Below are 20,156 nucleotides of genomic sequence, written 5' to 3' on the forward strand. Positions count from 1 at the left end.
TACTACTCCGCCCGCAACTGATCGGCTAATTGCGCCAAGGCACGACGCGCATTGCGCTCTAAGCGCGCCAAACTAAATAACCCACCAATGGCTAATACCATGCCAGCTAAGGTAGGCAGGGTTGCCTGCCACACGCCGGCTGCCATTGCTCGCGGATTACCAGCTCCATTAATTGCCAGCACATCAAATACCGCAACCATGCCCGTGACCGTACCCAGCAGCCCCAGCAAAGGAAACATCGCTACCAAGGTTTTAGTCACTGTTAAGGGGGTCAGCAGCTGCAAGTGCGCCTGCGCCAACCAGGCACTACGCACCGAGCGCGGCCAGTATTGATGCTCGGCGTCTAAACATAGTTGCTGCCAAGCCTGTTTGCGCTCTTTAGCCCAGGTTGGAAAAATGCGTTGGGTATACCACAAGCGCTCCAGCACTAGTGTCCAAAACAATACACACAACGCAGCCAGCACCCACATTACAAAGCCGCCCGCCGCCATCAGATCTAATAGCTCATGGCTACTATCAATTAACCAAAACCAAAGGCTTTGCCAATTACTCACGGGATTTTTTTCCTGATAAATGCAGCGCTAACAAGCCAACCGACTGCTGCTCTAGTAATTGCACTAAGCCTTTGCTGCGTGCAGCCAAAATGCTATGCAAGAACAACAGCGGAATCGCTACTACTAAGCCCTCTACAGTCGTTACCAGCGCTTGGGAAATACCGTCAGCCATTAAACGCGAATCACCGCCACCACTTTGGGTAATGGCTTGGAAGGTAATAATCATCCCGGTTACCGTACCCAACAGCCCCAGCAAGGGTGCAACGGCTGCAAGTAGCTTTAATAAACCCTGACCACGCTCTAAACGTGGCGTCTCACGCATTACTGCTTCATCAAGCTTTAATTCTAAGGTTTCTAAGTCTTGTTCTGCAGGCTGCTCACCCAATGCCCCCAGTACTCGGCCTAAAGGGTTATTCGCTTGCGGCTGAGTCAGTTGCTGCATTTGCTTTTGCACGCTACGGGTCACTGCTTGTAACTGCAATAAACGCACTATCGCCAACAACAGGCCAAAGGCGCCCAGAGTTAGAATCACCCAGCCAACTAAGCCGCCATGTTGCAATCTATTCCACAAGGTCGGCTGCTGCTGCAACTGCTCAACCAAGGAACCGCGGGTCGGATCTAAAGGAAATACCGCCAGCGCCTCTTGGCTATTTTTCCAAGCCTGTGCCGTTTTAACCACCTGCGGCTGACGGGGTAACAACTCAAAGGCCTGCTCACCGGCTTTATAGCTGAGATACCCCTGCTCGCTATAGGCTGAAAATGGCCCCACGCGAACAGCCGATTGCTGATGCTTATTGCCTTGGCCATCAATCACCGGTGCCATAAACTGGGCTACCTGTCCACTGGCGGTTAGGTCTTGCACTAAAAGCATCCAGTACTGCTCGATTTGCTCTGGGCTCAGCACCTTCTGGGTTTTATTTAACTGCTCTAGCTGCGCAATGCGCTCGGGGTACTCAATATTTAATAAGCTATCTTGCCACTGCGCAGACATATCCCCAGCACTTTGTTTGATTGCTGCAAAGACTTCACCTAGCTCACCCACTTGCTGCTTTAGCTGCTGTGCTTGCTCGGCCAATTGCTGCTCATTGCGCTCAAAGGTTGTTTTTAACTTATCAGAGCTCGCTTGTAACTTTGCTAGCTGCTGTTTAGCTTCAGCGAGGATGCTGGCCTGCTGCTCTTTAGCAGCAATAAATTGCTGCTCACGGGCCTGCATTTGCTGCTGCTCGTGCTGTTTAGTTTGCTGAATTTGCTCAAGCAACTGCTCGGGGCTAAGCGGTGCAGCTACTACCAAGCTACTAGCCAACAGGGCACTTATTGCCAAGACTAAGCGCTTCATTGCTGATCTCCTTGGGTGGCTAAGGTAGTCACTGGCAACATCAGCCAGTCCGGTGATTTTTGTTGACGGGCCATGCCTAAAGCCGCGGTCAATGGACGACGAGCGCTACTGGGCAACTCTTCCCAGCTTTGCTTCTGGCGGTTCCACCAGCCACTGGTATGGCCATCGGCGGTTTGGTAATACAGCATGCTGCGCCCCACCCGCAAAAACTCAACGGTTTTCTCTTCGCTGCCTTGTTGTAACTCACCACGCCAGGCCTCTAAGGTACGGCCGTAATCGCTTTCAATTTGATAGGCTTCCAGTACCCGGCGATATTTCTCTGCTAGCGAAACATCGGCCCGCGCCACCAGCTGCTGCAAATGCGTGATTCGTTCTTGACGTTCTTGGGGTAAAAAGGGCAAATCTGCCGCTACAAACTGTTCAAGTACCTGCAGCATTTGCTGTAAGTGCGGCGTCACAAACTCTTCAGCCGCGGCTAAATCAGCTAACTGCTGTGCATGGGTACTTTGCTCTTGTTGCTGCGCTTTAAGCAGATCTTCAAGCTGCTGATTGTAAGCCGTTAACGATTGAATTTGCTTCAGCGTTTTACGGTAATCATTCAGCGCTGACTGAGTTGCACTGTCTAGCTGATCAATCTGCTGTTGGGATTGCTGCGCTGCTTGCGACAGCGTTTGAGTATCGGTTAACGCCTTATCCAGTGGATTGGCCAGCGCTAGCGGAGAACAGAGCGCTAAGCCCGCCAGCCAAGCACGAACACGTTTTTGCTGCATTAGAGAGTATTCCTTGATCGACAGTCGCCTTAAAGAGAATGATTATCATCTTCTAGTGAGATTTAATCAAGCCTCAATCGCACTCTGCCGAGCAAGTAGGCCCTCAAATGCCTAAGCGTTGCTTAACTGCCCCTCAGCCACACACTCACCGGCTTGCCACAATCGCCACTCTAAAGGGGCGTACGTATGCCACTGCTCGTTATGAGTCAGAGGATCAGTGGCAAACACACTGACCACATCATTGGCGGTGGTTTGCGAGGCAAAATCAACGCTCACATCGGCGTCTTTCAAGGTCGCCGGACCAAAGGGCGCGCGCCGTGTAATGTAAGCCAGTTTGGTGCTACAAAAACTAAACAACCACTCACCATTACTCAGCAAGCAGTTAAATACCCCTAAGGCCACATAATCTGCACAGGCGGCCAATAACACCTCAAGCATTTGCGGCACACTGGGCTCTTGGGTAAATTGCTGACGCAGGCGATTTAACATATCGCAAAAGGCGCGCTCGCTATCGGTATCTCCTACTGCCTGATAAAATCCTGGCTCTGGGGAAAAATCCTTTAATTGCCCGTTATGGGCAAAACACCAGCGCTTACCCCACAATTCACGAGTAAAGGGATGGGTATTAGCTAAATTGACCTCACCTACGTTGGCTTGGCGGATATGGGCAATCACGTTAGTACTTTTAATCGGATAGCCCTGTATCAGACGGGCAACTTCTGAGTCAGAGGATGGCGCTGAATCCTGAAAAATCTGCAAGCCCTTGCCCACATAAAACCCCACGCCCCAACCATCACGATGCGGCCCGGTCTTACCGCCACGCTGCATTAAGCCGGTGAAGCTAAACACAATATCCGTTGGCACATTGGCGCTCATGCCTAATAACTCACACATCTTTACTGCTTCCTGCTCCCATGCTGTCACCTAATACCGGCTCAATTCGTTGTTTTTGCTCAGCGGCTAGCCGCTCACCCAAGGTCAGATCAGCTGGCTTAGCTTGACTGGTACGGCCAATACCTTCATCGGCCGTCACCGAAAACGACTCCACTGGCTCTACCTCTGCCGCCTCGATTGCCTCATTTTTCGCCGCTGGCGTTACCTGTTTAGCGCGGTATTTATGCCAGCCCCAACGCAGCAAGGCAAATAGCACATAAGCCCCCAAACCAAGGATCAAATAAGTGAGTAAGCTAGTGACTGATATTAGCTCAATGCTTTTATTTAAAAAGTACTCAATCGAGGCAATAACAAAGGCTGGCGCATATAAGGCTTTTTCTGCCATAACCGCTGAAGGTGTTAACAGTAGCACCGCAACCACCACGCGAATCGGTTCACGCAAGTAGCGCCACATCCAGCGAGTAAAGTAAAAACTAGCGCCAATACACAACAGCGCAGCGGCCAAATAAATCATCCAGGCCAGTTGATAGTCAGATTCGCTCATTTACCTACCCAAAAATAAATTACCCGCCCATAGCGGGAGCTGATGGTTGATGCAAAGGGCGAAGAATATCGCTTTCTGCGCTGCCTTCGCTAGTGCTTCAAGTTTAACTGCTGATAGCAGGCCCTATTTTGCTCAAATAGTTCGAGTTGCGACATGCGATTTAGATCCACCAAGCGCACCCCCACTCCCAATAAGCGCACCGCTTTATTGCCCCGCTCATACGCTTTTTCTAGTAAGTTTTGGTAGCTGCTTAAGCTCAAAGGCAACCCTACTTGCTCTAAGGTGGTTTGGCTAAAGTCATTAAACTTAATTTTTACAAAGGGTTTATCCGGACGATAATTATGCGGCGCTAGCCGCTGCAAGCGCCGCTGTAATTGCTCCAGTAAATTTGGCAGCTCAGCCAAACAAGCCGCAAAGTCAGGTAGATCATAGGTAAAGGTTTCTTCCACGCTAACGGTTTGCCTACGCACATCAGCCTGTACTGGCCGCTGATCAATGCCGTGGGCGAGCTGCCACAAACGCTCGCCAAAGCGGCCAAAGTGTTTATGCAGCAGCAGTCGATCGGTTTCACGCAAGATGGCGCAGGTAGTAATGCCTAAAGCACTTAGTTTATCGGCAGTCACCTTACCTACACCATGCAGTTTATTGACTGGCAAGCTTAGAACAAACTGATCCACCTCATCGGGCGTGATCACATATAAGCCATTGGGCTTGCGCCAATCTGAGGCGATTTTTGCTAAGAATTTATTCGGGGCGATACCGGCCGATACGGTAATGTTTAGCTCTGTCCAGATTTGCTGGCGAATGGCTTCTGCAATCCAGGTCGCGCTGCCTTGGCAGTGCTCCGCCTCGGAGACATCTAAAAAGGCCTCATCCAGCGATAAGGGTTCAATTAAGTCAGTGTACTGGGCATAAATTTGCTGCATCTGCTGCGAGGCTTCACGGTACACTTCCATCCGTGTTGGCAGTACGATCAGCTCAGGACACAAGCTTAAAGCGCGACTGGTCGACATCGCTGAATGCACTCCCCAGCTACGCGCCTCGTAATTACAGGTAGAAATCACCCCACGCCGCGCTGCCGCACCGCCAACCGCTACTGGCTTGCCAATTAAGCGAGGATTATCCCTCAGCTCAATCGATGCATAGAAGCAATCCGCATCAATATGGATGATTTTCCGCGGTTTCATCGACTCACCGACCCTTTTTCCTTTTCAAATAAGTTACCTTACGCCACCTTTAACCTATGCTTCACTGCTTAAAGCATTATTTTTAAAAATATTTTTATATTATTTAATTTTAGCCAAAGCATCTAACCACAAGGGCTGCAGCCAACCCCAGCTCGGCCACAGCTGCTCTATTTTAACTTATTTAGATAATTTCTTTGACAACTTTGTTTTAGCCCCTATAATGGTCGGCGCGGGATGGAGCAGCTTGGTAGCTCGTCGGGCTCATAACCCGAAGGTCGTCAGTTCAAATCTGGCTCCCGCAACCAGATACTAAAGCCCTAACTTTCAATAAGTTAGGGCTTTTTTTATGCCTGAGATTCCTGGCTTAAAAACTGCCTAAAAAGCTTCTGTGCCCAAACCGTGCCCTGCGCGTGCCCATTTTGACATTCCAATTTTTTAGATCTGATGGACTTTGACCGTAAGTCTTTTTGGGGTATGGCTGTTTTTTGGAGGATTACCCAAAAGCTCCCTCGCTTTGGTGACTCCAAAACTCCAGTCTGTGTGAGATGGACCTTTGTCCATGCCACACGATTTGCAAATGTCGTTTGCCGACCACTTGGCAGCCTTTCCCGTAGATCCTCTTTGGAAAGTCCCATTAATTTGGCGAGCCAGTCACGAGCTTCTTGCATCGTATGCTCTTCACCATCAGCGGAAAACTTGAGCAATGGCAACATCAATGATTAAAAGTCAGGTACAGCAAAGGGGTACTCCCATTTTTACCTATAACGCCCGCATTTGCGGCTGGTTTGGAGCTCAGCGGAAAATCAGTCCGACAACATGTGCTTGTTAGGCTTATCACGGCACGATCTTCATGTTTATTGTCATCGACGAATACGGGTGAAATTCCGGTAGATGACTGATTATTTGGCCGTTATCAAAATAGTGGTGTCCAATTGATGGAAACAACTCTTCTGGCACTGGATACTTAGCATTTGGATTATGGAACATGGATAAACCTTCGCCCCAAGTTTCATTTGATTCTGTAGTTACTTGATATACAAATTGCTTAGGCAAAGATGCATTCGGATCATGATCATGATGGGTACCAAATCGATGCATTATGATGTTATCAGGCCCGAAGCCTGCCTGACGGCCTATACGATTAAATTTAGATATAGTCCCACTTGCGGAGAACAACACAGCACTAATATTCTCGGCATCAGGCTGAAAGAAGTAGCCTGATGGAATCACCTTATCACCCACTTGATGTTTTTCGATTTTTAGGGCGGAAATGATAAGTTTTCCATCTTTGTCTCTAGTAAATTCGTGCTTTACTCCATAGAGGTAGTTTATTAGCGCATTGGAACTCCATTGCATAGACTGATCATCATGGAAATCCGCTATTGCGAAGACGAGTGGATTGTCTCTCACATGATCAAGCTTCCAATATTCTTTTTTTAACTTGCTATAAAGGGGGCTTCCAAATTTTATTGGCATTTCATTTTTGTGTTTTTCTGCTATCTCAGACGGGTGTAAAAATTTTGGCTCTTTCTGGAGAAGTGAGGCCGGATTGTCATTTTTTCTGCCCACTATCACTGCTTCAATTGCAACCTTATGCCCATATTTTTGAACCAAAAAGTCTGGGGCATGATGTTCCCGCTCAAAAAACAGCTGCTCTTCATTGAGATACGTATTCAAATAGAGCTCCCATAGTCTGGCGTCAAACCCAGAACTTTGAAACTGCTCAATAAAATTCCCGTCAATATCAACAAAATGAGGCATAAGCTCATTGATAATTGTTTTGGCAGGAATAAATGAATCTTCTTGAGATAACTTTGTAAAGAATGGGTGTTGCTTTGCAATTGGTACTACTGGTGTAAATAAGTCCAATCCCTTCGTTTCATCACCTTGAGGAAATACAGTATTGCCTGTGCCAGCGTGCCACTTGATACCGCCTTGCACCCACGCCCTGGCTTCCTCAAGCGTTTCAATTGAGGCTTGTACATCAAATGCTCTGAATCGGTCGCCTTCATCTCTACCCAAGATAATTCCAACAAAGTCATCATCAATTGTATCTCGAAGAACAATCCCCAAGACAACTTCGGAATCATCAGCATACCATTCGAGCTCTTCACTCATATATGCTGCTGCAGGGCTTCTAGACTGAGCGGCCAAGGCATTGAATCTTTTTAGATCTAAACTTTTTACGATTATCTCGTCCATGACGATTCCTGATTGATAGCCTAATCGGGATAGGGAGACACCTCACGGGGTCTCTCCTCCCACACCACCGGGCATACGGGTCACGTACCACGGCGGTTCAAATCTCTTTAAATTTCATCTTGCCGCCAGTTCTGGCAGCCCCAAGTTCTTAAAGTATCTGTTTGGTAGCGCTCGGTAAAGGGCAGGACTTGCGCTTAATCGCCACGGGCCATGAGCCGACTTAGCAGTATTCCATGCCAGCCATCGATCAACACCCAAGCGCCTAAGCATCCGATAGCCTTTGCGCCCCCATTGCTTCCAAATATAACTACGCAATCGTCGTCGAATCCATTTATCCACATCACGCAGAGGGCTCAGCACTTCAGCTATGTCGAAGTACGCTTTCCAACCAAGCAGGGACTTTCTTAGCTCTGCGATAATGTGTTTGAGTGAATGGCCTCTTGTTCGACGGCTCAGCAATTTAACCGTAGCTTTGAGCTTCAGTAGCGATTTATCTGCCACCTTGATTCTCTGGTCTCGTTGACTGAACGTAAAGCCAAGAAAGGTTCGTTTCCATGGCCGATCTACTGCACTCTTTTGGGTATTCACTTTGAGCCGTAGCGAGTCGCCAATATAGCGCTGCAGACTTTTCATCACGCGCTCACCCGCTTCTCGACTTTTAACAAACACAACAAAGTCATCAGCATAGCGAACGAAACGGTGCTTCCGACGTTCTAGCTCCCAGTCCAACTGGTTCAACACAATATTCGAGAGTACCGGTGACAACGGCCCACCCTGTGGCACGCCTTCGGTACTGGTTTGTGTTACGCCATTTATCTGGATTCCCGCTTTTAGATAGCGGTTGATCAGCCTAAGCAATTGTCGGTCTTGGTGTTTTGCTTTGAGCTGTTCCATAAGCAAGTCATGGTTTACACCATCAAAGAAAGCTTCCAAGTCACAATCAACAGTCCAGCTATAGCCCTGCCGTACTGTGTTTTGTGCGCAGCGCATGGCTTGGTGTGCATTTCTATTGGGTCGAAAACCATAACTCTGATCATGGAAATCAGCATCCCACTCTTCTTGCAACACCTGAGCAATGGCCTGCTGTATAAATCGATCCAATACAGTCGGGATGCCCAGCTTGCGCTTGCGACCATCTGGCTTTGGAATTTCAACACGTCTAACCGGCTTGGGCTTGTAGTGCCCGTCGATGAGTTGTTGCCGAATCTGCGGCCAGTGTTGCTTAAGATGATCAAGGAGGTCATCAACATTCATGCCGTCGATGCCCGGAGCACCTTTATTGCGGCGAACTTGTTTCAACGCGCGCAGTAGATTATTCCTATCTACTACACGGCCAATCAATGATGAACAAAAGGTGGATTTTGGTTCAACTGGGTTTCCCATTTCTGATTCACCCTCTGCACTTTCCAGAGGCAGTGATAACTGCTTAACAGGTGCCATTCAGAAACACTTCCCCAGCGAGTACTTTCCGTGATTTGTTCAGGCCTTCAGCTGCAAGAGTGCAGCCTACTATGCCTTCTGCTGATTTCTGCAATGCGGTCACAATCGATTGCTCCATTGTCAGTTGCTCCTTCAACACACTGCAGACCTCCCGGGGTAAGACACTTAACTTTCCTCGCGTAGACGCTCAATTTATAAAACATATTCCAGATGCAGATGGAGGGCTTAGCAGTCACGTGCCCGCTGGCCCCGAATATGTCACACCTCATATTGAGTTCTTGTTCATCGCCCCGCGATTTCGCGTTGGACTTCCTTCAGACCCTGCCTCGCGACAACGCCCTTGTCCTTTCGCTAACCTTCGGCTCTGCGAATACCTGGTACGAGGACTTGCACCTCGCTAGTTAAGTGCCATGCCCGGCACACACGCCTCAAGCAGGGGCGCAGCTTTGCTGCGTCCCTTGGCTTGATTTGTGTACGCCCAGCATGGGCATGAACTAATGAGGTGAAAGTCCTCTGTAGGAAGGTCACCATCCTTAGCGATTTATGATCGTTATTAGATGTTAACTACTAGCGAATGGCAAGGGCGGCTCCGCGAGGAGTTGTCTGGAGGAAGCCGGACGCAAAGCTGCGAGCTGATGAACAAAAACATCATATGAGGCGTAGGCTGAAGGCGAGTTGGCACAAGACAACGAAGCCATGTGATCTAACGGCCACCGTAAATGATGCAGCAGTGCAGTGACAGTACATGCTCTTATCTGGGGAGATCTGCTTAACAAGCGATCGGTAATCCACCAGTGAGGCTCTGGTTAATAAGTGCCTTGGCTCTAAAGAATGTATCGACCTTGGAGAGCGAATTAGATGCAAACCGATAGCGCGAACAGAGGCAACTCTGTGAGTGATTAAGCAGAAGTCAGCAGACGGCATAGTAGCCAAACGCCCATCGTAATGGTTGGGACACGGTGAAGGCCTGAACATTAAGAACAAAGGAGGAGCCTTGTCACACTTGAACACACGAACGCCGTCCGGCGATGACGTGACTCAGCGTAGCGATATGAAGCCAGCCTTTAGCAACGATCTATTCGAGCACGTGCTGCAGGAAGATAACCTCTCTACGGCATGGAAACGCGTTCGAGCCAATAAAGGGGCCGCTGGCATCGATGGCATGACCATCGATGAATTCCCCGCTTGGGTAAGATCCGGCAACTGGAAAGCATTGAAACAACAACTGGTAACAGGCTGTTATCAACCCTCACCGGTAAGGCGTGTTGAAATAGCTAAACCAGATGGCGGCACTCGTCAGCTGGGTATTCCAACCGTTACTGATCGTGTAATCCAACAAGCCATTACCCAAGTATTAACACCTATTTTCGACCCTGAGTTTTCTGAACACAGTTTTGGATTCCGTCCAGGTCGTAATGGGCAGCAAGCGGTTAAGCAGGTACAGAGCATCATCAAGGAAGGACGCCGCTTCGCGGTGGATGTTGATCTGTCGAAGTTCTTTGACCGAGTTAATCACGATCTACTGATGACGCGCCTTGGCGACAAGGTGAAAGACAAACGTCTGCTTAGACTGATTAAACGTTACCTGAGAGCTGGGTTTATCGATAATCAGTTCAAAGGTGAGAGTCGAGTGGGTGTACCGCAAGGTGGGCCATTGTCGCCGTTACTGGCGAATATCATGCTCGACTCTTTGGATAAAGAACTTGAAAAACGCGGTCATAAGTTTGCCCGCTACGCGGATGATTTCACGATTCTAGTGAAGAGCCAGCGAGCTGGAGAACGCGTGGTGCGCAGTATCAGTCAGTACTTGCAAAACCGTTTGAAGTTAGTGGTCAACACTAACAAAAGTCGTGTGGTTAAAACCAATGAAAGCCAGTTCTTGGGCTTTACGTTCAAGGCGAATCGCATTCATTGGCATCCGAAAACGCTGCTGAAATTTAAGCAGAATGTTCGCAAACTCACGAATCGCAACTGGGGCGTGTCAATGAAATACCAGCTATTTAAGATCAGCCAATATTTACGCGGCTGGATAAACTACTTTGGTATTGCCAGTGGCTATCAGCACTGCGTTGAGCTGGATCATTGGATCCGGCGCAGGGTGCGAATGGCCTATTGGCGACAGTGGCGCAAGCCACGCACTAAAGTAAGAAACTTAATGCGGCTGGGTGTTCATGTACAGGCTGCAGTTGCATGCGGTATTACCAGCAAAGGCCCATGGCGCAGCTCTAAAACTCCGGGAATTAATCAGGCATTATCAAATGCTTACTTAAAATCTCAGGGTCTGTACGCATTGCGCGATGGTTGGATTAAGCTTCACCACTCTTAGTGAAACGCCCTGTGCGGAGCCGCATGCAGGGTGTTGTGGGGGCTGAGGGCTAGAAACCCTCGGCTACCCGATTATGTTTTAGTTTCTCATTCATAGCCTTTAACCAATCTAGTTTTTGGTCTTTTTTGTAAGGGCTAGGATATCTATACCAAGGTTTTTCTAGAGGAAGCCCCTCTACATTTGGAACTATCCTCAAAAACTCTTCCGCAGCCTCTCTAAGAACTTCAGTTGATCCCCAAGCTGCGATCACAGCTCGTGATTTAGAACAATAATCTAGCAATTCCGCGTGTCGTTTTTTGCTAAGGAGGCTATGGGGTGCTGCTGGATCTAGTTCTAAAGATTTTTGAAACTCTATAGAGAAATTCCCACTATTCCCATTTCTTAGATCAGACAGACTTAGTATGCGTACATGCTTCCAGCCTTTAAGTAACATTAAGCGCATTATTTGGTATTGCGCATTATCAGGCTTTGTCGGGATGACATCTTTCACCCAAGACTCAGAAGTAATTTGAGAGACAGAATACTTTTTAGGAATGTATGAGTTACTGGCGGGTTTAGATGAGCCAGGATTCATCATCACCACTACTGCACACGGATTGGAATCAGTAATACTGTCTATGGATTTAGGTACGATCTCTAGGACACTGCGACAGTTGAACGTCCGGCCATCTATATCAAGATCGTAAAAATGCCCAAACACAGAAAATTGGCTTTTAAGTTCATCGGCATAGATAAATTGCATTCAGGCTCCTGCACTGACTGAGGAAACATAACGCCCAACTCAGCGGACAATTGAAGCGCAGCGAAAATTGATCCGCTGCAGTTGTTTGCTATATTGCTTTCTCAACATTGATGAACGCCTCTCCAACTTCTTTAACGTAATTATCAATTACCTTCATAAAAAGGAGCGAATCTCGGTAATCCAATTCTTTGGATTCGTCTTCTATATATGCAGTGAGAAATATTGAAGTTATTTGAGCTAAGCTAATTGCTGTAAAATGTGCTGGTTCGGTTAGGCCTGAATTCGACTGCCCAACAAGTAGCATGTCACTTTTAGCTTCCGACATCGCATACAAACAACGCATTTCAAAATAATCAGAATGAACATTTCGACTAGCCAGCTTGTAGTTATGCGACCATTTATCAAGGCCCACATGCTCTCTAAGCTTTTCCAGTTTAGACACGCCAGCATATTTTCTAGCCCAATGCCAGCTAGGATTTCCTTCTGTGATCTCTTGCTTTTGGGCATTTGCAAAATCAATTTCTTCGTGAGAAAAAGTTTCTATACCCATTTCATTTGCTGTTCTGTGATGTTCATTTATGCCTTCGGCGTTCTTCACAATCCCATACTTAATAAAATCAATGGCAGCGTCTCGACCATACATTTTTATTAATAAACAGGTGATAACCATCTCATACAGGGTGCGCCAACGCGCGACCGCTGCATCAGGATAGCCACTTTCTAAAAGGTGGATTATTTCGCCACTTATACGACATGCATGTGCATGCTGACGCATTAGAACACCAAGCAACTCATCAGTTTGATACTGATCATATTCTAAAAATTGCTTCTGGAAATTCATCCCAGCTTGAAGTGACGTTTCCCTCAGAGCATGCAATTTTTGAAAGCCAAGAGACCACCTCTCTCGATTTCTTTTTGTGAAGGCATCATTCTCTGAGATAACTTTACTAACTGTCTCTTTTTCATGTGAGAGCGTATCTTCAATAAGCACTTTCGAGGCAAGATCAATAATGGCTTCATAATCAGTGTTGCTACCGCTCTCCTTGAGTTTGTTCTCCACCATTTCTAATAGTTCTTCAAACACAGTACACTCCGGTGCTCACTGCAATATAACGCTTCAATCAGCTGCCGCGTTAGCGGTCGGCCGCATTGATTTGTTATATTTTTTTATGTCAATCTCTTGTACCGAGCCGGGTATAAATTCATCTCCAAACCTAAACATAGCAGTTAGTTTTATATACTCTTGATTTTGATTAGGATACTCAATGGACAAACTACCTTTTTCTAAAGGCTCAACATCTATGGAAGAAAATGGAATTCCATCTTTCTCTTCAGCTTGAAAGAATAATGAATCTGTAATACTTGCACTAATTGGTAGAGAGCTTTTGTTTATGACTTCGTAATTGATTTTTATTTTGTCGGCGCTTACTGAAACACCTAAAAGTCTTAACGGAAACTCCTGATTTGAATAGCTTTCTGATAAATCCGAAGCCAGATAACTACTCAGCCCTTGCCATCCTGACTTGTAAATACTTGCGTACTTATACTCTATGTACTTTGACTCAAGATAAGAATAAGCATCACTTCCCCAGTAGAGAAGGCTACCCGCCAAAAGAATAATGGACATTACGACCGTAGATTTAGATGCAGAAGGGGGGACTTCATCAGTCTTTTTATAGAAGACCCCTTTAATCTCTTTAGAAGTAATCAAGACTAGGTCGTCATATGAAAGTGCTTCACCTTCCACTAATAAAATAACGGAAACTTCCGAATGGGAGTGAATTCTATCGATCTTTAAGACATTGTCGATTATCGACGCTCCTGATTTGTTTGACGCAAGAAGCTCACATTTTATCTCCTGTCTTATTTCTACAGAAATATCCTCTTCTACTTTCGTGCCCTTGTTATAGACTACTAGCTCTGCAACCGAGCCACCATCTGACAGAAATGATTTCCGATGTAATTTGGGTACAACTGCATAAAGTTGCCGGACTTTAAATGCATACGCAACCAGAGAAGTGAAGACGAAAAGCACTGCCCCTGCTATTACTTTTTCAATCACAATAATTCCCTAAAAACATAACAGCTTATTAGTATGCATGCTCGTTTCGTCACCCGCTGCTGCTTACCGTTAATTAATATAATTACTTGTATTAAATAGACTTTCTTTAAAAATACAAGACACTTTGTTATTACAAATCGTGCATACCGTCTATCCTGCTTGCACGATGCACATTATCTCACCCAAAGAACTCATAACACTTTGATTTATATAGTATTAAATTAAAAATCCACCGATAAACAAGCATCTCTAGGAGTAAAAACAAGCACATTTACAAATCCGAGCTGGAATAGGCTGTATAGGCAGACAGTTGCAAGACAAGGAGCGTTTTATGTCTAACAGTCCATTTTTAAATTCTATACGCACGGATATGCGGCAAAAAGGTTATGCGCTGAAAACTGAAAAAACTTACCTGCACTGGATTAAGCGTTTTATTCTGTTTCACAAAAAACGTCATCCTCAAACACCTTTCTTATCATTCAATAACTTATACAATCAAAAAAGTAGCCTTCTCCAAGCTCCTTAAACCCAGCCCATTCCTTTCAGGACAAAAAATACGCCCACCAACACCAATAACACCGCAAAACACTTTTTCAGCACACTCGGTGATAGCGCGTGAGCTACTTTGGCGCCGAGTTTGGCGGTGAAAAAGCTCATAATACTGATACCTAAAAACGCATAAATATGCACATAACCCAAGGTGTTGGGCACTGTGATCTGCTCTTGCATGCCAAAGTAAACAAAGCCTAAAGCCCCCGCGATAGCAATCGGCAAACCACAAGCCGCTGAAGTACCCACCGCTTTTTGCATCACTACCCCATAGCGAGTCAAATACGGCACAGTTAAACTGCCCCCGCCAATGCCAAAAATTGCCGAGGCAATCCCAATACCAGCCCCTGCGCCCACTTGCGCAGCCGTGCTCGGCAAGGATCGGCTGGTATCCACAACTTTATTGGCGCCGCTAAACATGGTGTAAGCCACCCACAGCAAAAACACGCCCACAATTAACTGCAAATACACCGCTGATAACCAGCCGGCAATACCGGCACCAAAAAAACAACCTAACGCCATGCCCGGAGCTAAGTTTTTAAACACAGGCCAAATAACGCCACCTTTCTTGTTATGGGCCATAAACGAACTAATTGAAGTCACAATAATGGTCGCCAGCGACGTGCCTAATGCCAGATGCATAATCACCGCAGGGTCATAGCCCATCTGGGTAAACACAATAAACAGTAAAGGCACAATAATGGTGCCGCCCCCCACACCAAACAGTCCTGCAGCAAATCCGGCTAACGCCCCAATCACTAAAAAAACAACAAGTTCCATACCATCCCCATGTGCTTATGCAAAAGAAGTAACAATAAACTAAATCGAGACCAACTCACCAACTGGATGATAAGCACGATTAAAGTAAACCAAGGCTTGCTCTGGCTGATTATGCTGAATACGCACAATCGGACAAATAAAAATGGTATGGGTACCCACTGCTTGAATTTGCTCAATTGTGCAGTCAAAACTCACTAAAGCATCGGTTAAGGCAGGCGCGCCTGTCTGTAAGCGCTGCCACTCACCCAGCTCAAAACGCTGCTCAGAACTCAGCTTTGAGGAAGCAAAGGCATTGGAAAGTGAAGCATGGGCGGCATTTAACACATTGACGCAAAGCACTTTATTATTAACAAAATGCGCGTGCGAGCGAGACGACTGCTTCATACACACCAACAGAGTCGGTGGAGTATCCGTCACACTGCATACTGCCGAGGCGGTAAAACCATGGGCCCCCGACTCACCATAGGTAGTCACCACATTGACTGCACTGGTTAATAAAGACATTGCGTTTTTAAACTCTGTTGCGTTAACCATCACCCTACCCAACATCAATCGATTTAAACCTATTCATTCAAACCACAAAGGGTGCTTCCTCTCAGCAGAAAGCACCCTTTGCTCTCACTCCAACTAGCGTGCTAATTCTTGTCGAATAATCTCCGCGCCCGCACTTAACGCCTGCAACTTGCCCCGCGCCACAGTCCGTGCTAACGGCGCCATACCGCAGTTAGTCGATGGATACAGCTTATCGTCATCCACAAACTGCAAGGCTTTGCGTAAAGTATCGGCTACTTGTTCTGGCGTTTCGATTTGGTTAGTCGCTACATCGATCGCCCCCACCATGACCTTTTTCCCGCGGATTAACTCAATCAAATCCATCGGCACCCGTGAGTTTTGACACTCTAACGAGATAATATCGATCTTAGACTGCTGCAGTTTAGGAAAGGCTTCTTCGTATTGGCGCCACTCGGAACCCAGGGTTTTCTTCCAATCGGTGTTGGCTTTAATGCCATAGCCGTAGCAAATATGCACCGCAGTTTCACACTGTAAGCCTTCTAGGGCGCGCTCCAGAGTTGCCACGCCCCAGTCATTGACCTCATCAAAAAACACGTTAAATGCGGGCTCATCAAACTGAATGATATCGACTCCAGCCGCTTCAAGCTCTAACGCTTCCTGATTAAGAATTTTGGCAAATTCCCAAGCTAGCTTTTCACGACTTTTGTAATGCCCGTCATACAGGGTATCAATCATCGTCATCGGCCCAGGCAAAGCCCATTTAATCGGCTGCGTGGTTTGGCTGCGTAAAAACTTAGCGTCTTCCACAAACACCGGTTTTTGCCGTGATACTTCACCCACCACCGACGGTACGCTGGCATCGTAACGGTTACGAATACGCACCGTTTCACGCTGCTCAAAGTCTACCCCTTCCAAATGCTCAATGAAGGTGGTGACAAAGTGCTGACGGGTTTGCTCGCCATCACTGACGATATCAATTCCCGCATGCAGCTGCTCTTGCAAAGATAAGCGCAGTGCATCTTGCTTAGCCTCAGCCAAGGCTTCGCCTTCTAGTTTCCAAGGTGACCAGAGTTTTTCTGGCTCAGCGAGCCATGAGGGCTTGGGTAAGCTGCCAGCGGTTGAGGTGGGTAATAAAATTGCCATATTAAATTCTTCTGCCTTAGTTTTATTTGATTAAGCGACTTTGCGTTGTTTAGCGGTTTCGATGCAAAAGTTAGCAGCCCACTCATTTAAAATAGCTTGGTAAGGCTTAATAAAGTGCTCTTCTGTCCACTTACCTTGTTTAACTGCCAGTTCGCCACGCTCGACGCGGTCATAAACAATCTGTGTCAACGAAAAATCTTGGTAGCTCAGACTAGGCTTATACACCACACCGGCCGGCGAGTTGGTGTTATAGATCTCTGGGCGATAGATTTTCTGAAAGCTTTCCATGGTGCTGATGGCGCTGATTAATTCAAAATCGGTGTAATCGGCTAATAAGTCACCAGCAAAATAAAAAGCTAGCGGTGCACTGCCATTCTCTGGTTTAAAGTAGCGCACGGTTAAGCCCATTTTGGCAAAGTAGTCATCGGTGCGTGAATATTCATCATTTTTATACTCCACCCCTAACACAGGGTGGGTATTGGTAGTGCGGTAATAGGTTTTTGAGGTTGAAACACTCAAGCAAATCACCGGCTGCTTGCTAAATTCGGCTTGAAAAGCTTCAGAATTAATTAAGTGCTGATACAACTTACCATGCAAGTCACCAAAGCCTTCTGGCTGCTCATTGACTTTAAAGCCTTGCTCTAATAACACGACGCTAAAATCATAGTCACGCACATATGATGAAAAGCTATTACCAATCATGCCTTCAAAGCGCTGATTAGTGTGATGATCAATCACGGTGCTTTTGAGCATTTCAATGAATGGGAAAGTTTGACCATTACCTTCAATATCTAACTCAGCAGAAATAATATCCAACTCTAAAGAGTAACGATCGCCTTTAGGGTTGTCGCAGGTCGCCAGTGAGTTAAAGCGATTATTAATCATGGCCAAGGTTTTACGTAGGTTTTCTTGACGACTGTCACCACGGGCTAAGTTGGCAAAGTTAGTGGTCTGCCGGGTGTTATCCGCTGGCTGATAGTTTTCATCGAAGCGAATGCGCTTAATTGAACAAGCAAAAGGGTTACTCATAATACTGTGCCACCTAAAAGCTAATGGGTTAAACGTTTGGAATGGCGTCATTTAAGCGGGAAGCTGAACCTGAGTAAAACGAGTTAAATTCACCTCAAATTGAATTTTATTCATCTTGCCCTTGAAGCAGTTAATAGTTCCTCCCTCTCAGCTCTATTAATGGCTTGCTTAAAAACCTGAGTTAGCCCAGCAATAACAAGGCTTAGCGACAAACTACTCATGACTTTGGTGAGCAAGTCTCAATCAATACCTAGCCACTACCCCAATCAATTGCCAGACGCAACGTGAATGGTCTTTATCTCTACCCTCTCCACATAGAGCAAAAAAGAATAACTGAATCGCCCACAGTTATTTTCAGATATATACTTTATCCCCTAGGATGCTAGCTCTATTTGTTATGGATACATGTGAAGAGCAGCATGAGCCGTCGAACCTCCCCCGTTATTCCAGGATTTAATCTAACCCTTGGGTACACCTTGGTTTACCTGAGCCTTTTGGTACTTATTCCGTTAGGTGCGATGTTTTTACATGCCTCGCAAATGACCTGGGAGCAATTTCTTGGCGTAATTAGCGAACCGCGCGTATTGGCAGCGCTTAAGCTCAGTTTTGGCACGGCATTTTTAGCTGCGCTAGCCAATGGCCTGATCGGCACCTTGCTGGCTTGGGTATTGGTGCGCTATCAATTCCCCGGACGCAAAATCATTGATGCGATGGTTGATTTACCCTTCGCTTTGCCGACGGCCGTGGCGGGTATTGCGTTAACTCGGTTATATGCACCTAATGGTTTACTCGGTGAGCTAGCGGGTAAGTTCGATCTAAAAATTGCCTTTACCCCGATCGGAATCACCATCGCCTTAGTCTTTGTCACCCTACCTTTTGTGGTGCGTACTATTCAGCCGGTACTGGAAGATATTCCCAAGGAAATTGAAGAAGCGGCCACCTGCTTAGGTGCTAAACCTTGGCAAGTGTTTCGTCATATTTTATTACCGACCCTGCTACCCGCTTGGCTCACCGGCTTTGCCCTAGCCTTTGCCCGTGGCGTCGGTGAATACGGCTCGGTCATTTTTATTTCAGGCAATATTCAAAACAAAACTGAGATTTTACCGTTTTTAATCATGGTTAAGCTGGATCAGTACGACTACGCCGCTGCCACGGCAATTGGCGTATTAATGCTGGTGGTGTCTTTTGTCTTGCTGCTACTGATTAACTTGTTACAACGTAAAATCGCTAAGAATCAAGGAGCCTAACCATGCATGCTTTGCAGCGTTTTATCTCTGGACGCAACCTGCTCATTACGCTGGCATGGTTAGTGTTCGCCCTTTTTTTAGTCTTTCCACTCTATGTGGTGATCAGCGAAGCCTTAGCCATGGGGGTTAACACCTTCTGGCAAGCGATTATTGAGCCAGATACAATTTCAGCCCTTAAACTGACCTTGTGGGCGGTGGGCATTTCGGTACCGCTTAACCTCAGTTTTGGCGTGGCAGCAGCGTGGTGCGTGAGTAAGTATGAGTTTCGCGGCAAAAGCTTTTTAATCACCTTAATTGATCTGCCTTTTTCGGTATCGCCGATTATTGCCGGTTTAGTCTTTGTTTTACTGTTCGGCGCCCAAGGCTTTTTTGGGCAGTGGCTGATTGAGCATGATATTCAAATCATCTTCGCTTTCCCTGGGATTATTCTCGCCACCTTATTTGTCACAGTACCCTTTGTCGCTCGGGAGTTAATTCCCCTTATGCAACAACAAGGAACCCAAGAAGAAGAAGCTGCTCGTTTACTCGGCGCCAGCGGTTGGCAAATGTTTTGGCACGTCACCTTACCTAATATTAAGTGGGGACTGATGTATGGCGTGGTGCTTTGTACCGCACGCGCCCTCGGTGAGTTTGGCGCGGTATCCGTGGTGTCAGGCCATATCCGCGGCTTTACCAACACCTTGCCGCTGCATGTAGAAATTTTATACAACGAATATAACCAAGTCGCTGCCTTTAGCGTGGCTAGCCTGCTGTTAGCCTTAGCGCTGGTCATTTTATTACTAAAACAGTGGAGCGAAGCGCGTATTGAGCGCCAATTTAAGCGTGGAGAAGCCTAAGC

General features: G+C 46.7%; 19 protein-coding genes, 1 tRNA gene and 1 pseudogene. 5 read left to right on the top strand and 16 right to left on the bottom strand.

The window, feature by feature from the left end:
* Positions 1-2 precede the first annotated feature (2 nt).
* The 6 genes from AKN87_RS03720 to dinB form a co-directional block, all read right to left on the bottom strand.
* The gene (locus tag AKN87_RS03720) at positions 3-491 is read right to left on the bottom strand and encodes a MotA/TolQ/ExbB proton channel family protein (protein WP_373332739.1); all 489 of its coding nucleotides are present in this window, start codon (positions 489-491) and stop codon (positions 3-5) included.
* 55 nt (positions 492-546) lie between these two features.
* Positions 547-1,890 carry a MotA/TolQ/ExbB proton channel family protein gene (locus AKN87_RS03725; RefSeq protein ID WP_053102509.1) on the bottom strand — a complete coding sequence of 448 codons (1,344 nt, stop codon included), beginning with the start codon at positions 1,888-1,890 and terminating at the stop codon, positions 547-549.
* Entirely contained in the window at positions 1,887-2,660 is a 774-nt protein-coding gene (locus tag AKN87_RS03730) for a DUF3450 domain-containing protein (RefSeq protein WP_053102510.1), read from the bottom strand. Before AKN87_RS03730 ends, AKN87_RS03725 begins: the two co-directional genes overlap by 4 nt.
* A gap of 111 nt (positions 2,661-2,771) precedes the next feature.
* Positions 2,772-3,554: a class II glutamine amidotransferase gene (locus tag AKN87_RS03735; protein WP_053102511.1), complete on the bottom strand. Its 783-nt coding sequence runs from the start codon at positions 3,552-3,554 to the stop codon at positions 2,772-2,774.
* Positions 3,547-4,098 carry a hypothetical protein gene (locus tag AKN87_RS03740; RefSeq protein WP_053102512.1) on the bottom strand — a complete coding sequence of 184 codons (552 nt, stop codon included), beginning with the start codon at positions 4,096-4,098 and terminating at the stop codon, positions 3,547-3,549. Before AKN87_RS03740 ends, AKN87_RS03735 begins: the two co-directional genes overlap by 8 nt.
* 89 nt (positions 4,099-4,187) lie before the next feature.
* On the bottom strand, positions 4,188-5,285 hold the full coding sequence (gene dinB / locus AKN87_RS03745) for a DNA polymerase IV (RefSeq protein ID WP_053102513.1): 1,098 nt from the start codon (positions 5,283-5,285) through the stop codon (positions 4,188-4,190).
* Positions 5,286-5,513: 228 nt separating this feature from the next.
* Between dinB and AKN87_RS03750 the strand changes: the two genes are divergently transcribed.
* Positions 5,514-5,590, top strand: a tRNA-Met gene (locus AKN87_RS03750).
* 39 nt (positions 5,591-5,629) lie between these two features.
* Here AKN87_RS03750 and AKN87_RS12575 read toward each other — a convergent pair.
* From AKN87_RS12575 to ltrA (AKN87_RS03765), 3 genes are all read right to left on the bottom strand, one after another.
* Complete coding sequence (locus AKN87_RS12575) at positions 5,630-5,998, bottom strand: winged helix-turn-helix domain-containing protein (protein WP_408033273.1); 369 nt, start codon at positions 5,996-5,998, stop codon at positions 5,630-5,632.
* A gap of 121 nt (positions 5,999-6,119) precedes the next feature.
* The gene (locus AKN87_RS03760; protein WP_053102515.1) at positions 6,120-7,487 is read right to left on the bottom strand and encodes a hypothetical protein; all 1,368 of its coding nucleotides are present in this window, start codon (positions 7,485-7,487) and stop codon (positions 6,120-6,122) included.
* 114 nt (positions 7,488-7,601) lie between these two features.
* The gene (gene ltrA, locus AKN87_RS03765; protein ID WP_053102516.1) at positions 7,602-8,927 is read right to left on the bottom strand and encodes a group II intron reverse transcriptase/maturase; all 1,326 of its coding nucleotides are present in this window, start codon (positions 8,925-8,927) and stop codon (positions 7,602-7,604) included.
* 994 nt (positions 8,928-9,921) lie between these two features.
* Between ltrA (AKN87_RS03765) and ltrA (AKN87_RS03770) the strand changes: the two genes are divergently transcribed.
* Complete coding sequence (ltrA, locus tag AKN87_RS03770) at positions 9,922-11,253, top strand: group II intron reverse transcriptase/maturase (protein WP_053102517.1); 1,332 nt, start codon at positions 9,922-9,924, stop codon at positions 11,251-11,253.
* Between the two features lie 49 nt (positions 11,254-11,302).
* Here the strand turns inward: ltrA (AKN87_RS03770) and AKN87_RS03775 are convergent, their stop codons facing one another.
* The 3 genes from AKN87_RS03775 to AKN87_RS03785 form a co-directional block, all read right to left on the bottom strand.
* Positions 11,303-11,995, bottom strand: coding sequence for a hypothetical protein (locus AKN87_RS03775; protein ID WP_053102518.1), 693 nt, complete (start codon positions 11,993-11,995; stop codon positions 11,303-11,305).
* An 88-nt stretch (positions 11,996-12,083) separates the two neighbouring features.
* Positions 12,084-13,079 carry a DUF5677 domain-containing protein gene (locus AKN87_RS03780; protein WP_053102519.1) on the bottom strand — a complete coding sequence of 332 codons (996 nt, stop codon included), beginning with the start codon at positions 13,077-13,079 and terminating at the stop codon, positions 12,084-12,086.
* Positions 13,080-13,112: 33 nt separating this feature from the next.
* A complete protein-coding gene (locus AKN87_RS03785) occupies positions 13,113-14,057 on the bottom strand; it encodes a hypothetical protein (RefSeq protein WP_053102520.1) in 945 nt (314 codons plus the stop codon).
* A 331-nt stretch (positions 14,058-14,388) separates the two neighbouring features.
* Here AKN87_RS03785 and AKN87_RS03790 point away from each other — a divergent pair.
* Positions 14,389-14,523: pseudogene (locus AKN87_RS03790) on the top strand (phage integrase N-terminal SAM-like domain-containing protein); the annotation flags it as partial.
* Positions 14,524-14,579: 56 nt separating this feature from the next.
* On the opposite strand, the gene AKN87_RS03795 reads toward AKN87_RS03790, so the two are convergent.
* From AKN87_RS03795 to AKN87_RS03810, 4 genes are all read right to left on the bottom strand, one after another.
* The gene (locus AKN87_RS03795; RefSeq protein ID WP_053102522.1) at positions 14,580-15,386 is read right to left on the bottom strand and encodes a sulfite exporter TauE/SafE family protein; all 807 of its coding nucleotides are present in this window, start codon (positions 15,384-15,386) and stop codon (positions 14,580-14,582) included.
* Positions 15,387-15,425: 39 nt separating this feature from the next.
* A complete protein-coding gene (locus tag AKN87_RS03800) occupies positions 15,426-15,920 on the bottom strand; it encodes a flavin reductase (protein ID WP_053102523.1) in 495 nt (164 codons plus the stop codon).
* A 93-nt stretch (positions 15,921-16,013) separates the two neighbouring features.
* Positions 16,014-17,042 carry a methionine synthase gene (locus AKN87_RS03805; RefSeq protein WP_053102524.1) on the bottom strand — a complete coding sequence of 343 codons (1,029 nt, stop codon included), beginning with the start codon at positions 17,040-17,042 and terminating at the stop codon, positions 16,014-16,016.
* Between the two features lie 30 nt (positions 17,043-17,072).
* A complete protein-coding gene (locus tag AKN87_RS03810) occupies positions 17,073-18,071 on the bottom strand; it encodes a putative oxygenase MesX (protein WP_053102525.1) in 999 nt (332 codons plus the stop codon).
* Positions 18,072-18,490: 419 nt separating this feature from the next.
* Here AKN87_RS03810 and cysT point away from each other — a divergent pair, with 419 nt between their 5' ends.
* Both cysT and cysW read left to right on the top strand, forming a co-directional pair.
* Positions 18,491-19,318 carry a sulfate ABC transporter permease subunit CysT gene (gene cysT, locus AKN87_RS03815; RefSeq protein WP_053099721.1) on the top strand — a complete coding sequence of 276 codons (828 nt, stop codon included), beginning with the start codon at positions 18,491-18,493 and terminating at the stop codon, positions 19,316-19,318.
* Positions 19,319-19,320: 2 nt separating this feature from the next.
* A complete protein-coding gene (gene cysW / locus AKN87_RS03820) occupies positions 19,321-20,154 on the top strand; it encodes a sulfate ABC transporter permease subunit CysW (protein ID WP_053102526.1) in 834 nt (277 codons plus the stop codon).
* The last annotated feature ends 2 nt before the right edge of the window (positions 20,155-20,156 follow it).

The organism is Thiopseudomonas alkaliphila, assembly GCF_001267175.1.
Lineage (GTDB): Bacteria > Pseudomonadota > Gammaproteobacteria > Pseudomonadales > Pseudomonadaceae > Oblitimonas > Oblitimonas alkaliphila.